This window comes from Enterococcus sp. DIV0240d (genome assembly GCF_051711245.1).
In the GTDB taxonomy this organism is placed as follows: domain Bacteria; phylum Bacillota; class Bacilli; order Lactobacillales; family Enterococcaceae; genus Enterococcus_D; species Enterococcus_D casseliflavus.
The window spans coordinates 247,397-261,666 of record NZ_JBIOMG010000001.1 but is presented as its reverse complement, the minus strand read 5'-3'; the positions used below and the strand labels follow the sequence as shown (position 1 = coordinate 261,666).

The 14,270-nt window shown below is 42.5% G+C and carries 17 protein-coding genes; 12 read left to right on the top strand and 5 right to left on the bottom strand.

Going from position 1 to position 14,270, the window contains the following annotated elements:
• Positions 1-28: 28 nt before the first annotated feature.
• Positions 29-1,921 (top strand): tRNA uridine-5-carboxymethylaminomethyl(34) synthesis enzyme MnmG, encoded by a 1,893-nt coding sequence (gene mnmG / locus IGJ25_RS01235; protein ID WP_081116713.1) that lies wholly within the window; start codon positions 29-31, stop codon positions 1,919-1,921.
• 385 nt (positions 1,922-2,306) lie between these two features.
• On the opposite strand, the gene IGJ25_RS01230 is transcribed toward mnmG, so the two are convergent.
• The 5 genes from IGJ25_RS01230 to IGJ25_RS01210 all read right to left on the bottom strand — a co-directional run bounded on the left by IGJ25_RS01230 (position 2,307) and on the right by IGJ25_RS01210 (position 5,071).
• Complete coding sequence (locus IGJ25_RS01230; RefSeq protein WP_081116714.1) at positions 2,307-2,612, bottom strand: hypothetical protein; 306 nt, start codon at positions 2,610-2,612, stop codon at positions 2,307-2,309.
• A 19-nt stretch (positions 2,613-2,631) separates the two neighbouring features.
• Complete coding sequence (locus tag IGJ25_RS01225) at positions 2,632-2,847, bottom strand: ATP-binding cassette domain-containing protein (protein WP_225000687.1); 216 nt, start codon at positions 2,845-2,847, stop codon at positions 2,632-2,634.
• A 418-nt stretch (positions 2,848-3,265) separates the two neighbouring features.
• On the bottom strand, positions 3,266-3,784 hold the full coding sequence (locus tag IGJ25_RS01220; protein WP_005226263.1) for a helix-turn-helix domain-containing protein: 519 nt from the start codon (positions 3,782-3,784) through the stop codon (positions 3,266-3,268).
• A gap of 16 nt (positions 3,785-3,800) precedes the next feature.
• Positions 3,801-4,268, bottom strand: coding sequence for a DUF5626 family protein (locus tag IGJ25_RS01215; RefSeq protein ID WP_005226262.1), 468 nt, complete (start codon positions 4,266-4,268; stop codon positions 3,801-3,803).
• A 350-nt stretch (positions 4,269-4,618) separates the two neighbouring features.
• Positions 4,619-5,071: a DUF2188 domain-containing protein gene (locus IGJ25_RS01210; protein WP_151196092.1), complete on the bottom strand. Its 453-nt coding sequence runs from the start codon at positions 5,069-5,071 to the stop codon at positions 4,619-4,621.
• A gap of 256 nt (positions 5,072-5,327) precedes the next feature.
• On the opposite strand from IGJ25_RS01210, the gene IGJ25_RS01205 reads away from it, so the two are divergent.
• The 11 genes from IGJ25_RS01205 (at position 5,328) to guaB (ending at position 14,252) form a co-directional block, all read left to right on the top strand.
• Positions 5,328-6,221 (top strand): SDR family oxidoreductase, encoded by an 894-nt coding sequence (locus IGJ25_RS01205; RefSeq protein WP_005226260.1) that lies wholly within the window; start codon positions 5,328-5,330, stop codon positions 6,219-6,221.
• Between the two features lie 37 nt (positions 6,222-6,258).
• On the top strand, positions 6,259-6,828 hold the full coding sequence (amaP, locus tag IGJ25_RS01200) for an alkaline shock response membrane anchor protein AmaP (protein ID WP_005226259.1): 570 nt from the start codon (positions 6,259-6,261) through the stop codon (positions 6,826-6,828).
• 7 nt (positions 6,829-6,835) lie between these two features.
• Positions 6,836-7,027 carry a DUF2273 domain-containing protein gene (locus IGJ25_RS01195; RefSeq protein ID WP_005226258.1) on the top strand — a complete coding sequence of 64 codons (192 nt, stop codon included), beginning with the start codon at positions 6,836-6,838 and terminating at the stop codon, positions 7,025-7,027.
• 25 nt (positions 7,028-7,052) lie between these two features.
• Positions 7,053-7,823 carry an Asp23/Gls24 family envelope stress response protein gene (locus IGJ25_RS01190; protein ID WP_010748461.1) on the top strand — a complete coding sequence of 257 codons (771 nt, stop codon included), beginning with the start codon at positions 7,053-7,055 and terminating at the stop codon, positions 7,821-7,823.
• Between the two features lie 297 nt (positions 7,824-8,120).
• On the top strand, positions 8,121-8,837 hold the full coding sequence (gene rsmG / locus IGJ25_RS01185; protein ID WP_005226256.1) for a 16S rRNA (guanine(527)-N(7))-methyltransferase RsmG: 717 nt from the start codon (positions 8,121-8,123) through the stop codon (positions 8,835-8,837).
• Positions 8,838-8,848: 11 nt separating this feature from the next.
• Positions 8,849-9,613, top strand: a complete 765-nt coding sequence (locus tag IGJ25_RS01180; RefSeq protein WP_005226255.1) for a ParA family protein — start codon at positions 8,849-8,851, stop codon at positions 9,611-9,613.
• The gene (locus IGJ25_RS01175; RefSeq protein WP_005226254.1) at positions 9,603-10,493 is read left to right on the top strand and encodes a ParB/RepB/Spo0J family partition protein; all 891 of its coding nucleotides are present in this window, start codon (positions 9,603-9,605) and stop codon (positions 10,491-10,493) included. Before IGJ25_RS01180 ends, IGJ25_RS01175 begins: the two co-directional genes overlap by 11 nt.
• 10 nt (positions 10,494-10,503) lie before the next feature.
• A complete protein-coding gene (locus tag IGJ25_RS01170) occupies positions 10,504-10,692 on the top strand; it encodes a DUF951 domain-containing protein (RefSeq protein WP_005226253.1) in 189 nt (62 codons plus the stop codon).
• An 8-nt stretch (positions 10,693-10,700) separates the two neighbouring features.
• Positions 10,701-11,801, top strand: a complete 1,101-nt coding sequence (gene ychF, locus IGJ25_RS01165; protein WP_005226252.1) for a redox-regulated ATPase YchF — start codon at positions 10,701-10,703, stop codon at positions 11,799-11,801.
• Positions 11,802-11,872: 71 nt separating this feature from the next.
• Positions 11,873-12,565 carry a DUF1129 domain-containing protein gene (locus tag IGJ25_RS01160; RefSeq protein ID WP_010748460.1) on the top strand — a complete coding sequence of 231 codons (693 nt, stop codon included), beginning with the start codon at positions 11,873-11,875 and terminating at the stop codon, positions 12,563-12,565.
• A gap of 202 nt (positions 12,566-12,767) precedes the next feature.
• On the top strand, positions 12,768-14,252 hold the full coding sequence (gene guaB, locus IGJ25_RS01155) for an IMP dehydrogenase (RefSeq protein WP_005226250.1): 1,485 nt from the start codon (positions 12,768-12,770) through the stop codon (positions 14,250-14,252).
• The last annotated feature ends 18 nt before the right edge of the window (positions 14,253-14,270 follow it).

The following is a 14,270-nucleotide window of genomic DNA, read 5'->3' as shown; positions in this document are numbered from 1 at the left end:
GCGCCACTGGCGCAAAAAGGAGAACACCATGCAAGAATATCAAGCAGAAAGTTATGACGTGATCGTTGTTGGTGCCGGCCATGCCGGATCAGAAGCTGCCTTGGCAGCCAGCCGAATGGGAGCAAAAACCCTCTTGCTGACCATCAACTTAGACATGGTCGCATTCATGCCTTGTAATCCCTCCGTCGGCGGACCAGCAAAAGGCGTCGTGGTGCGCGAAATCGATGCTTTAGGCGGAGAAATGGGCAAAAATATCGACAAAACCTACATCCAAATGCGGATGCTCAATACAGGAAAAGGTCCCGCTGTGCGGGCCTTGCGGGCGCAAGCCGATAAACATGCTTATGCGGCTGAAATGAAACGAACGATCGAAAAAGAAGCCAATCTGACACTGCGCCAAGGAATCGTTGAAAAGCTGATCGTTGAAGAAGGCGAATGCCGTGGCGTCGTGACCTCTACAGGCGCTCGTTACCAAGCCCAAGCTGTAGTGATCACTGCGGGAACAGCGTTGCGAGGAGAGATCATCATTGGAGAGTTGAAGTATTCTTCTGGACCAAACAACTCCCAGCCATCGATTGGACTAGCCGATCATTTGAAAGAGCTTGGCCTAGAGATCGCTCGTTTTAAAACCGGTACACCACCGCGGGTGAAATCCAGCACCATCAACTATGAGGTAACGGAGATCCAGCCTGGCGATGAACAACCGAATCACTTTAGTTACAGCACACCCGATGAAGCCTACAATCAAAACCAAGAACCTTGCTGGTTGACCTATACGAACGAAGGGACGCACCAAATCATCAACCAGAATTTACACCGGGCGCCGATGTTTACAGGGATCGTCGAAGGAGTAGGTGCTCGTTATTGCCCATCTATCGAAGACAAAATCGTGCGTTTTGCAGACAAATCTCGTCACCAATTGTTCTTGGAACCAGAAGGGTTGAACACCGAAGAAGTGTATGTTCAAGGGCTTTCTACTTCTATGCCAGAAGATGTCCAAGTCCAAATGCTGCATTCCATCGCAGGTTTAGAAAAAGCGGAAATGATGCGGACGGGCTACGCCATTGAATATGATGTCGTGGTGCCTCATCAATTGCGTCCAACATTAGAAACCAAAGTCATCGAAAACCTCTTTACGGCAGGACAAACCAACGGAACCAGTGGCTATGAAGAAGCGGCCGGTCAAGGCTTGATCGCAGGCATCAATGCCGCTTTGAAAATTCAAAGCAAAGAGCCCTTCATTATGAAACGCAGCGACGGTTATATCGGTGTGATGATCGATGATTTGGTGACCAAAGGAACCAATGAACCTTACCGCTTATTGACCTCTCGTGCCGAATACCGCTTATTGCTGCGTCATGATAATGCGGATCTGCGTTTGACCGAAGTGGGACATCAAATCGGGCTCGTCCCAGAAGCACAATACGAAGCGTATGTAGCGAAAAAAGAAGCTGTTGAAGCAGAAATTAAACGTTTATCTAAGATCCGCATCAAACCAACGCCAGAAGTACAAGCGTATTTGACTGCTAAAGGGACGGCTACCTTGAAAGATGGCGTTTTAGCAAATGAATTCTTGCGTCGGCCTGAAGTGACGTATGCCGAAATGCTACAATTTATCGAAGCCAATGAAGCATTGAAGCCAAAAGAGATCGAACAAGTCGAGATCCAAATCAAATACGAAGGCTATATCAAAAAAGCTCTCGAAAAAGTGGAGAAACTCAAACGGATGGAAGCCAAACGCATTCCTGAAAACATCGACTATGCCGCTATCAATGGCTTGGCAACAGAAGCCAAACAAAAACTGCAAAAAATCCAACCCGAAACCATCGCCCAAGCGAGCCGTATCAGCGGAGTAAACCCAGCTGATATCAGTATTTTGATGGTGTATATCGAGCAAGGGAAGATTGCCAAGGTTAACTAATAAAAGCCAGGATTATAGCCTTTTGGTGTTTAACACCAAAAGGCTATAATTTGTTAAATGCTTATTCGTTAGAAAATTTTAAAATACTTCTAGAACATCGACAATCTAATTTGGACAAAAATAAAGAAGCTCTTTTCTAAAACGTAAATCATGAAAGTTACGGTCTAAGAAAAAGGGCTTCTTTATTTTCGAAAATGTTATTTGTTTAAGAAGGTATCACAACGGCTGGGACACAAATCAACTAAAATTTTTATCGATATATTATGGTTAGCGACACCCAAAAGATAAAACAGGAAAAAGTTTTCTAGCTACATGACTTCTAAACCATAGCATTCAAGGATAACCAAAAAAGCTATATATCGAGTAAAGGTGCTTAGTGTACCTATCAGCCATTTTTGATAAAGTCTTTGAGAAAATGAAAAATCATATAAAAGGCGTATAAAACAAGAGGTATCACAACGACAATTATTAATAATCTAGTGTTAAGTTTCATTTTAATAAAAATAAAAAAGAAAATCTGAAGGGCTCCCACAATAAATGCAATATTCGATGCACCTTTTGCAGCATTTTTCTGAATTTTTATAGGTTTGTCGTTAAAAGTATTTCCAGCAATTAAACGGTACCATTTTCCCCGTCTAAATTGGATGCCTACGCTTATAAGTAGTATCCCTATAAGTAACATAAAAAGCATGTTATCACCTCTACTGAATTTATAATTGGATCACCTTATTTGCTAAATGATCAAAATTATACTCATGTGTAATTAAAAAGTGTATTTTGTCATGTTTAGTTTCGGAAAGGTATTCTAATAATTTTTTGATAGCTTTCTGATCCAAACCAGATGTAGGCTCATCTAAAATAATTACTTTCCTATCCCTTACAAAAGCTCTCAATAGATCAATTTTTTGTTTTTCCCCACCAGGTATACCTGGATATTTTTCTTGGTCAATTCTTCATCAACATTAAAAACGCTATGGGTTCAATATTGCGAATTTTTAAATCCTCTGTATAGATTTGCCAGTCTTTGTTAAAATTTTGAACCTATTTATACTTACTGAGCAATCTTGATACTCTCCCACCAGATTAATCAATGTGCCAACTGATGATCTTCCACTATTCAATAGTACCATCGAGCAAGGGAAAATTGCAAAAGCTTCAGAAAGGCTTGATATCAAGGTTTTTTTCTTTTTTATTAAGAAGATAAAAAATTTCTTGGTTTTCAGTTGAACCATAAAAACATTCATTCGATTGCTTGAATTCTGTATTGAATTTGACAGAAAACTATATAATAAACCATCCCTATGAGACGAATCACATAGGGATGGTTTTGTTCAGAGTTTAAAGTTATTCCACTTTTTCAATCGTAGTGGTTCCCCAATTCATGATGTTGCTGAGATGGACATAGCCATCGTACAAATTCAAGAAAATCGAGAAGGCACAGACGATATAGATCAATACATAAAAATTATTGGCTTTTTTGTTACGCCATAAAACAAAGCCATCTAAGATCAGTCCTAAAGGAAAAAGAAAGGAGCCGATTCCAGCTAACAGTAGCAAGAGCAGACTTTCATCTTTATCTGCTGCCATCGTTCTTTGGAGTAACGACAATTTTTCTTTCTTGTCGTTGATTTCTTGATTGTTGGTTTCGATCCGCTCTTTTAAGGCTTCGTTCTCACGTAAAAGCTCATCGATCGAGACTTGGTAGAGATCGCTCAACAAAATCAAATTCTCAATATCTGGATAGCCGCGCCCATTTTCCCATTTTGAAATCGACTGGCGTGAAATCTGTAATTTTTCTGCGACTGCTGTTTGCGACAATCCTGAAGACTCGCGACAGCTTTTTAATTGTTCTGCTAAAGCCAATGTATGCTCCTATCTGCTATTTAACAACTAGCTTCCCATTTGAGATCGTGGTTACGACACTCCCATTGGTAGTGATTATACCTGCTTTTTGCTTAAACGTACAGGTGGCTTTGGTGGACGTGTGAGTTAATGAACTAGAAGTGATACTTCCTCTGTGAGCAACTAAACTTAAATTCGAAGTGCCTGTAAATTGATTGCGGCTATTGACCGTTACATTATAACTAGCGGTCCAATTACCTGCGGATGTTTTTGACACACGATACGTTCCCGCTGCCAGATTTGCTCGGAATGACGGCAATTTTTCAATGGTCAAAATCACCTCGTTGCCTTCTTCATCTACCGTGATCAGCTGCTCATAGGGACTATCTGATGCTAAGTCATAAACGAGTTCAGGTTCTTCCACTGTCTGGGCGGCAGCTGGGAGAGCAAAGAGGAAACAAAGAAAAATAAACGGCACAAAAAATAATTTTTTCACAAACACCACTCCTTGTACTTTTAATAATTCAAGTATACAAGGTTTATTTAGTTAAAGAAAGCACAAGCTAGTTTACAGAGGTAACGGATGGTTCACAACTGTTGCTAGATCAGCATTTCACAGGCTTATTTTTTAGGATGTCGAGAAATTTTAAAAGTGATGGTTCATTCAAAAGGTCTTCGTTTTTTAGGTTTCTGACAACGAACCGCTGCTTTTTAAAAGAAACGTCAAAGAAACGGTTGCTTTAGTTTTAATCAAACCTAGCTGTGAAAGGAAACAAAAAAGCGAAAGAGTAGGCAACGTTTCGCGCAGCTCAAACGACAAAGGTAAGACCTCCTTCCGCTTTTTTGCAGCCAATTTTATTCTCTCAAATCAATATCCTTTTGATGGTCGCCGTCTTTCTTATAAACGTTCACCACGGATTCTTTGTTTTCGGCGATTTCTTTGGCACGGGCGATGGCATCTGCTTTCTTGTCGAAATGGTCACTGGCACGTTTCGCTCCTTTGGAACGGACTTGCCATTGGTCGTCTTCATACACAACTTCTACATCCGCATCCATTAATTTTTCCGCATTCTTATTGGTTTGATGGGCATCGTCTTTTTGCGGATTTTTCTCTTTCTGAAAAGCTTTCTTCTCCTCTTCATCTGCATTGTCATACCATTTTTCTGCTTGACTCGTGGCGATCGGGATTGCCCGATCATCCGAATAGCCATCGGCTAGCAGGGCATTGGCGATATCGATCGCTTTTTTACGAACTAAGGGGTCTAGATTCTTCATTGACGCAGGATAATCACGGACATTCCAAGGCATTCTTTGTTTCCTCCTTTTTCTTGATCCAAGGTCATTTTCTTAGGGGTTCCCTTTTACAGGTACTACCAGTTACTACTTATTAGTTTACCCCCTTCTATAAAAAAGGGAAATTATTTGATTTCTGGTCAAAAATGAGGGCACTTTCTTTTTTCATTTTCTAATAAACGTAGATTTATTTTTGTTAACAAAGCGTTATATTTCCCAAAAAAAAATGAATGGTTTAGAATTTTATTATAGAGAAAAGGAGGACGTAAGAATGAGTGAACCTATTTTGACTGATCCACGGGAACTTTATCACACGGGTAAATACAGCAAACAGGAACAAGATACGCCTGCTTTACAAGAAGAAATGCGACCAAAACCTGATTGTGGTGAAGAATCTTATGAGGGAAGTCAGCAGTTAGAAAACCGGCGAGTACTGATCACCGGTGGGGATTCTGGGATCGGACGAGCAGCAGCGATTGCCTTCGCCCGTGAAGGAGCAGACATTGCCCTACACTTTTTCCCAGGAGAAGAAGAAGATGCCGAAGAAGTTGCAGGGTACATCAAAGAAGCTGGGCGCAAAGTGATCTTGCTCCCCTATGACCTGCGAGACGAAGCGGCACCACAAGAGATCGTTGACAAAGCGGTGGCAGCATTAGGTGGGTTAGATACATTAGTATTGAACGCAGCACAGCAAATCACGCGGCCATCGATTGCAGAATTACCGATTGAACAAGTGAAAGATACCTTTATGGTAAACATTATCTCCATGTTTGCATTAGTCAAAGCTGCTGAGCCGCACTTACCGGCTGGAGGAGCGATCGTGACAACGACTTCTGTCCAAGCCTTTAGTCCAAGTGCCCATTTAATGGATTATGCGGCAACCAAATCGGCGATCGCCAGTTTTACAGTCAGCTTGGCGAAACAATTTGCTGAAAAAGGAATTCGCGTCAATGGGGTAGCCCCAGGACCGATCTGGACACCATTACAGTTAGATCATGGCCAACCGCAAGACCAGCTGCCTGAATTTGGTCAGCAAGCGTTACTTGAGCGGGCAGGACAACCAGCTGAGCTGGCACCTGTCTATGTCTTTTTAGCTTCGAATAAAGCTAGCTATGTGACAGCACAGATTTATGGTGTTACCGGCGGAGAAGCCATCAACTTGTAAGCTTATCGAAAATTGGAGAAAAAGGAGGAGGTGTCCTATGAGTAAAGGGTGGAAAATCGTATCAATCATCGTTTCGTTGATCTTTATCACTGTCTTATTACCAATCGTATTAATGAGTAATCCTTATATGCAGCTGCCATTTGGTTTGGACAGCAGAGGCAATGTCGTCACGTATTTCTTTGACAACTTGTTTATGCGTCAATATATGTTTTGGGTAGCTGTTGTCTTGATCGCCTTATTCTTGATTGTGATCTTAGTCGTGCTTTTTTATCCAAAAACCAAAACGACCTTTGTTTTGAAAGAGGATAAGGGCGCATTGACGATCGATAAGAAAGCAATCGAAGGACTTGTACGTACGAAAGTAAATGAAAAAGAATTTGTTGAAGGACCAAAAGTTCATGTCAAGGCGACCAAAAATCGAATTTTGATTAAAATCAAAGGACGCTTGAAACGGACGTCTGCCTTAGTCGGCAAAACCGAAAACTTAATGGCGGAAATCCAACAAGATGTCCAACGAGTGCTTGGTTCAAGTGAGAAAGTCAAAGTCGAAGTCAACTACGCGAATTTTGAACAAAATGAGACTCCGGAAAACCCGCGAGTAGAATAGGAGGGCTATGATGAACGAACTACAACAATACAAAATCCCATTGATTTTTGGAGCAATCGGCCTTGTTCTGGCTGTGTTGTTTGTAACGATCGGTTTTTTCAAAACATTGCTGATTCTACTCCTAACAGGTTTGGGTTTTGCGTTAGGATTGTATCTCCAACGTACCGGTATCATCGACGAATTTTTTAACCAACAATAACGCATTTTAATAGGAGGAATTTTTAATGAATAACGATAAAAACGAATTAAACAATGATAAAAAAGTCAGCGCACATCCAGATCCAGTGGTTCCTAACACCAATCATCAAGCAAATGAAAATGCGATTCCAATGACTGAAGCACCAGATCCAGTGGTACCAAATGCTGAAAAAGCAGTAGCAGGACAACAAAACGGACCAAAACCAGGGGATCATCCAGCACCAGGAAATCCAAATCCAGCAGGACATCATCCAGCACCGCCAAAACCTGGTCACAACGATTTTGAAGGACCAACTGGCGACGCACCTGTTCATGGTTCATTGACCTATGATGACAAAGTGATCCAAAAAATCATCGGGATCGCATTAGAACACGTGGATGGTCTGTTGACGGTCGATGGTGGTTTCTTCTCTAACATTGCGGAAAAATTAGTCAATACAGACAATGTGACTGCGGGTATCAATACCGAAGTAGGGAAAAAACAAGTAGCCGTTGATTTAGATATCGTGGTTGAATACGACCGCAACATCCCAGAAATCGCTGACCAAGTCAAAGAAGTCATCCAAAAAGAAGTAACGACAATGACCCAATTAGAAGTTATCGAAGTCAACATCAATGTTGTAGATGTAAAAACGATCGCTGAATACGAAGAGGAACAAGAAACGGTTCAAGACAAAGTATCGTCAGCTGCATCTAAAACCGGCGACTTTGCTTCACGTCAAACCAACAAAGCCAAACATGCGGCTTCCCGCGCGTCTGATCGTATCGAAGAATACAACGAGCCCCGGGTGAAATAAAAAAGTTTCATATGAAACAAAAACAAGCATTGATCCTGTGATCAATGCTTGTTTCTTTGAGAAAAAAGCTGACCAGGAGGGTTGGCAGCCTCGCTGGTCAAGGAAAAATGAAAAAAGTTTTTTGGATTGAAATGAGTATAATTCCTCTGCCTTAAACCAACCTTAAAGCCCCAGTTAAAAAATGGTAAATTCTCCTAGAAAGCAATGTCTGGCTATTGCATCACATTGCTTTTTGCGTTAAAGTAGGAACTAGTCTGTGAAACATTTTTCTGTTTCACAAAATAGAAAGGATTCGTTATGCTACCTGAAGAATTTCATGAAGAATTACGCAAAAACGGGATCGTTTTAACCGAAGAACAAATGGAAAAATTCGCTGTCTATTTCGAGCGTTTAGTCGAATGGAATCAGAAGATGAATCTAACCGCAATCACGGAAAAATCAGAAGTGTATTTGAAGCATTTCTACGATTCTGTTTCCTTAGCTTTTGAAACCGCCTTTGACCCGCAAAGTCATTTGTGTGATGTCGGTTCAGGTGCTGGCTTTCCAAGTATTCCACTAAAAATCGTGTTTCCTGAATTAGAAGTGACGATCGTCGACTCTTTAAATAAGCGCATCACCTTTTTACAAACCCTTGTGACGGATCTACAATTGGAAAATGTCCACTTGTACCATGACCGTGCAGAAACATTTGGTCAAAACCCGCAATTTCGTGGGCAATTCGATTATGTGACTGCTCGTGCGGTTGCCCGTTTGAATGTGTTAACGGAACTCTGTGTGCCATTGGTGAAAAAAGCAGGCTATTTTTATGCGCTCAAAGCTGCCAAAAGCGAGGAAGAACTGGTTGAAGCCAAACCAGCCATCTCACTCTTAGGCGGCAAATTTATTGAAGAAAAAAGCTTTACCTTACCGGTCAGCGGCGATGAACGCCATCTTTTGATCATTCAAAAGAAAAAAGAAACGCCAAAGAAATACCCCCGCAAACCGGGAATGCCAGCGAAACAACCAATCAAATAGGAGGAAAATCAATGGCCCGTATTATTTCTGTTGCAAACCAAAAAGGCGGCGTAGGCAAAACCACCACAACGGTGAACCTAGGTGCGTCCTTAGCATTTGTCGGCAAAAAAGTGTTACTCGTAGATATTGATGCCCAAGGCAACGCCACAAGCGGTGTCGGCATTCGCAAACCAGATGTGGAACAAGACATCTATGATGTATTAGTCAATGAAACACCGATCGTTGAAGCGATTTTACCTAGCAGTCGGGAAAACTTGGATATCGTTCCAGCGACGATCCAATTAGCTGGTGCGGAAATTGAATTGACCTCCATGATGGCACGGGAATCTCGATTGAAATCGGCTTTGAATGAGATCAAAGAACAATACGATTATATCTTTATCGATTGCCCGCCATCTTTAGGTCATTTGACGATCAATGCCTTTACCGCCAGTGATTCGATTTTGATCCCAGTCCAATGTGAGTACTATGCATTAGAAGGGCTGAGCCAACTATTGAATACCGTGCGTTTAGTACAAAAACATTTTAACCCTGAGTTAGAGATCGAAGGGGTCTTACTGACGATGTATGATGCCCGTACGAACTTAGGCGCGGAAGTCGTGGAAGAAGTCCGCCGCTATTTCCAAGAAAAAGTATATGAAACCATTATTCCGCGGAATATCCGGTTGTCTGAAGCACCTAGTCATGGATTGTCGATCATTGATTATGATCCACGCTCAAAAGGAGCCGAAGTCTATCAGACGTTAGCAAAGGAAGTGTTAGCCCGTGAAGAATAAAGGGAAAGGATTAGGGCGTGGGATCGATGCGTTGTTTCAAGACCTGCAAGGGTTAGAAGAAGTCGATATCAAGACAGAAAAAGTCGTTGAACTGCCTTTAAACGAATTAAGACCCAACCCTTATCAACCGCGAAAAACCTTTGATGAGCTTTCATTACAAGAACTGGCCAATTCGATCCAGCATTCAGGGGTCTTTCAACCGATCATCGTGCGGCAATCATCCGTCAAAGGCTATGAGATCATTGCGGGTGAACGCCGGTTTCGAGCATCCAAACTAGCTGGCAAGGAAACGATCCCAGCCATCATCCGCAATTTTGATGAAGAAGCGATGATGCAAGTCGCCGTTTTAGAAAACTTGCAGCGGGAAGATTTGAATCCTTTAGAAGAAGCAGAAGCTTATGACATGCTGATGAAAAACTTGAAATTGACCCAAGCACAAGTCGCTGAACGCTTAGGGAAAAGCCGCCCGTATATCGCCAATTATTTGCGGTTGCTGTCCTTGCCGAAACTCGTCAAAGAAATGGTTCAAGATGATCGTTTGTCTATGGGACAAGCCCGGACATTATTAGGGTTGAAAAATAAAGAACAGATCTTAAAATTAGCCAATCGTTGTGTCAAAGAAAATCTGACAGTCCGCCAATTAGAACAAATGGTCGCTGAGATGAACGACACGAAAAACGAAAAGAAAAAAGTTCCGCGTCTGATTCGGGAAAAACCGTACTATTTACGAGAAAGCGAAGAACGGTTGATGGATAAATTCGGCACGAATGTCGAGATCCGCGAAAAAGAAGGCAAAGGCAAAATCGAGATCGAATACCTGTCACAAAAAGATTTAACCCGTATTTTAGATTTATTGAACATTCAATTTGATGAAGCTTGAGGTGATAAAGATGTATGATCTTGGGGATATTGTCGAAATGAAAAAACCGCATGCCTGCAAAGCCAATCGTTGGGAAATCATCCGCATGGGGGCAGACATCAAAATAAAGTGTACGAATTGCGGCCACATCGTCATGATGACACGCCGAGAATTTGATAAAAAGATGAAGAAAATCCTAGAAAAAAAAGAGAAAGAGTGAAGTGAAGCATGGCGTTAACTGCCGGAATCGTTGGATTGCCAAATGTGGGCAAATCTACTTTATTTAATGCAATAACCAAAGCAGGAGCAGAAGCCGCAAACTATCCGTTTGCGACGATCGATCCGAATGTAGGAATGGTGGAAGTGCCAGATTGGCGCTTACAGCGTTTAACAGAATTAGTCCGTCCGAAAAAGACGGTCCCAACCACCTTTGAATTTACGGATATTGCTGGAATCGTCCGCGGTGCTAGCAAAGGGGAAGGATTAGGTAACCAATTTTTGAGCCATATCCGCCAAGTGGATGCGATCTGTCATGTCGTTCGTTGTTTCGACGACGACAACATCACCCACGTGGAAGGCCGCGTGGACCCATTAGCTGATATCGACACCATCAACTTGGAGTTGGTTTTAGCAGATTTAGAATCCGTCAACAAGCGCTATACTCGGGTCGCAAAAATTGCCAAAACCAAAGACAAAGATGCGGTTGCGGAATTGGCCGTTCTTGATAAAATCAAACCGGTCCTAGAAGAAGGGATCTCTGCTCGTTCGATCGAATTTACAGATGAAGAACAGCGCATCGTCAAAAGTTTGTTTTTACTAACGACCAAACCAGTCTTATACGTTGCCAACGTAGCAGAAGAAGACGTGGCAGACTATGAAACCAATGACTATGTCAACAAAGTGAAGGAATTTGCAGCGAGCGAAAATGCGGAAGTGATCGTCATCAGTGCTCGTGCCGAAGAAGAGATCGCTGAGCTGGAAGAAGAAGACAAAGCAGAGTTTTTAGAAGCATTAGGAATTGAAGAATCAGGGTTGGATCAATTGATTCGTGCCGCCTATGATTTATTGGGTCTAGCAACGTACTTTACCGCTGGTGAACAAGAAGTGCGTGCGTGGACGTTCCGCAAAGGCATCAAAGCACCGCAAGCAGCGGGGATCATCCATACGGACTTTGAGCGCGGCTTTATTCGTGCGGAAACTGTTTCCTTTGAAGATCTGAACCAATACGGCACGATGCAAGCGGCCAAAGAAGCCGGTCGGGTACGTTTGGAAGGAAAAGATTATGTCGTGCAAGATGGCGACGTGATGTTGTTCCGTTTTAACGTATAAAGGGCTTTCTTCCCAGTGAATTTGTGGTAAAATGTCCATTGTGAAGAAAACGCAGAAGGGAGAATCAATTCATGGAACCAGAAACTCTGCGAAATTATGTTTCCGAAAATCGTGAATTAGAACAACAATTAACAAAACGAAACCAACAATATATATTTGATTTAAAAAAATCGCTAGAGGCAGCCAATCTTTCTGAAGAAGAAAAAACGATTGCCTTGCATGAGATGCTGCCGGTCTTAGTCAAAGAACAAAAAGGCGGCAAAACAGCCCGCCAATTATTTGGTACAGTGTCTGAACGCACCGAAGCCATCATCAACAAACCCGTTGAGCAAAAAGAATCCGGCCCTTTCTTGATGTGGTTGGATAGCACCTTGCTGATTTTAGGGATTTTTGGCTTGATGTTAGGGGTTATGGGGATCTTTACTAGAGGACAAGCACAACCTTATGGCTTATTGACCCTCTTCTTGATGGCGATGCTTGCTGGTTGGGTCTTCTACTTGATGTACAAATACATGTATCAATATGAACGCCCAGGTGCCGATAAGAGCAAACGGCCGAAGATGTGGAAGATCATTTTGATTTTAGTCGCAGCCTTCATGCTATGGATCGTTGTGATTTCGCTTTCTGCGATGATCCAACCACCATTGAATCCACAAGTGGATCCTGTGATCGAAGCCTTGATCGGGGCAGTGGCATTAGCAGCGAAGTACTACTTGAAACGCAAATACAATATCATCAGCAGTATGTCTGTTCCTAGAGGCTGATGACTACACGTTGATCGTGCGCCTTCTTTTGTTAAAAAAGACCGCACGATCAGCGTGTTTTTTTAGAAAAAATGGCGAATTATGAGATTTGACCAAAGGTTTGAAGAGGATTATTAAGAAAGCTTTCCGAATGGTTGACTTATGAAAAAATCTTTGCTATTTTTTTTAAAATACCTAAAAACTTTAAGGAGTGGTTACAAAAATGTCCAACTGGGAAACCAAATTTGTAAAAAAAGGGTTAACGTTTGATGATGTCTTATTGATTCCGGCAGAAAGTCACGTCTTGCCAAATGACGTGGATATGAAAGTGCAGCTTGCCCCGAATATTACACTAAATATTCCAATCATAAGTGCCAGTATGGATACCGTAACTGATAGTAAAATGGCGATCTCAATGGCGCGTCAAGGCGGACTTGGCGTGATTCACAAAAACATGAGTATCGCAGCGCAAGCAGATGAAGTGCGCAAAGTAAAACGTTCTGAAAGCGGCGTGATCATCGATCCGTTTTTCTTAACACCAAGCCACTTAGTTGCTGATGCAGAACATTTGATGAGCAAGTACCGCATCAGCGGGGTACCGATCGTAGAAACGATGGAAAACCGCAAATTAGTCGGTATCATCACGAACCGCGACATGCGTTTTGTCACGGATTATACGATGCCGATCAATGATGTGATGACCAAAGACCAATTGATCACAGCACCTGTCGGTACGTCGTTGAAAGACGCTGAAAAAATCTTACAACAACACAAGATCGAAAAATTACCGATCGTTGATGAAGCAGGGATCTTAAGCGGTTTGATCACTATCAAAGATATTGAAAAAGTGATCGAATTCCCGAATGCAGCCAAAGACACGCATGGACGCCTATTAGTGGCAGCGGCAGTCGGCGTTACCAGCGATACCTTTGAGCGCGCACAAGCATTATTGGATGCAGGCGTGGACGCGATTGTTATTGATACTGCCCACGGACACAGTGCGGGTGTTTTACGCAAAATCTCTGAAATTCGTGCGCATTTCCCAGAAGCGACATTGATTGCTGGAAATGTTGCCACTGCAGAAGGCACGAAAGCATTGTATGATGCTGGTGTCGATGTCGTAAAAGTCGGGATCGGTCCAGGCTCGATCTGTACCACTCGGGTGGTAGCCGGTGTCGGAGTTCCTCAATTGACCGCGATCTATGATGCAGCCTCTGTGGCACGTCAATACGGAAAAGCAATCATTGCTGATGGTGGGATCAAATACTCTGGGGATATCGTCAAAGCTTTAGCAGCTGGCGGACATGCTGTAATGCTAGGTAGCATGTTGGCAGGAACCGATGAATCACCAGGTGAATTTGAAATCTACCAAGGCCGTCGCTTCAAAACGTACCGCGGAATGGGTTCACTGGGGGCAATGGAAAAAGGCTCCAGCGACCGTTACTTCCAAGGTGGCGTAAACGAAGCCAACAAATTGGTTCCAGAAGGCATTGAAGGGCGTGTCGCTTATAAAGGCAGCGTTTCTGATATCATCTTCCAAATGATCGGCGGGTTGAAATCAGGGATGGGTTATGTCGGTGCTGGCAATCTACAGCAATTACGTGATGAAGCACAATTCATCCAAATGAGCGGCAACGGACTAAAAGAATCACATCCCCACGATGTTCAAATCACGAAAGAAGCACCAAACTACTCTGTAAAATCATAAAATGTTTCACGTGAAAAC